The following is a 391-nucleotide window of genomic DNA, read 5'->3' as shown; positions in this document are numbered from 1 at the left end:
GATATCACTAAGCGCGGGCAACGCCGCCAACATGCTACTCGCCCTTACGAGGAAAAAGAGAGCTACAAATGGGAACAAGCCTCCGCCAATATGTCTGCCCGTTTAGGCGAGCATATCAACAAGGTGATTTCCGTCTGTGACCGTGAGGCTGATTTGTTTGAATATCTGACCTATAAAACCCAGCACCAACAGCGCTTTGTCGTCCGCTCGATGCAGAGCCGATGCATTCAAGAGCATGCACACAAACTCTATGACTACTCGAATACATTACCGCTTGCAGCGACGAAATCTCTCCTCATTCCTCAGAAAGGCGGAAGGAAAGCCCGGGCGGTGACGCTGGAAATGAGATATGCCCGAGTGACCCTCAAAGCTCCAGCCAACAAACGCACTC

1 pseudogene is annotated in these 391 nt (G+C 51.4%); it reads left to right on the top strand.

Going from position 1 to position 391, the window contains the following annotated elements:
• A pseudogene (locus MMG82_RS21435) lies at nucleotides 1–391 on the top strand (IS4 family transposase); the annotation flags it as partial.

It is taken from the genome of Shewanella sp. MM_2022_3 (genome assembly GCF_022557375.1).
Taxonomy (GTDB): Bacteria; Pseudomonadota; Gammaproteobacteria; order Enterobacterales; family Shewanellaceae; genus Shewanella; species Shewanella xiamenensis.
Note: the sequence above shows the minus strand (reverse complement) of the source record. Positions and strands in the feature narration are given on the sequence as shown.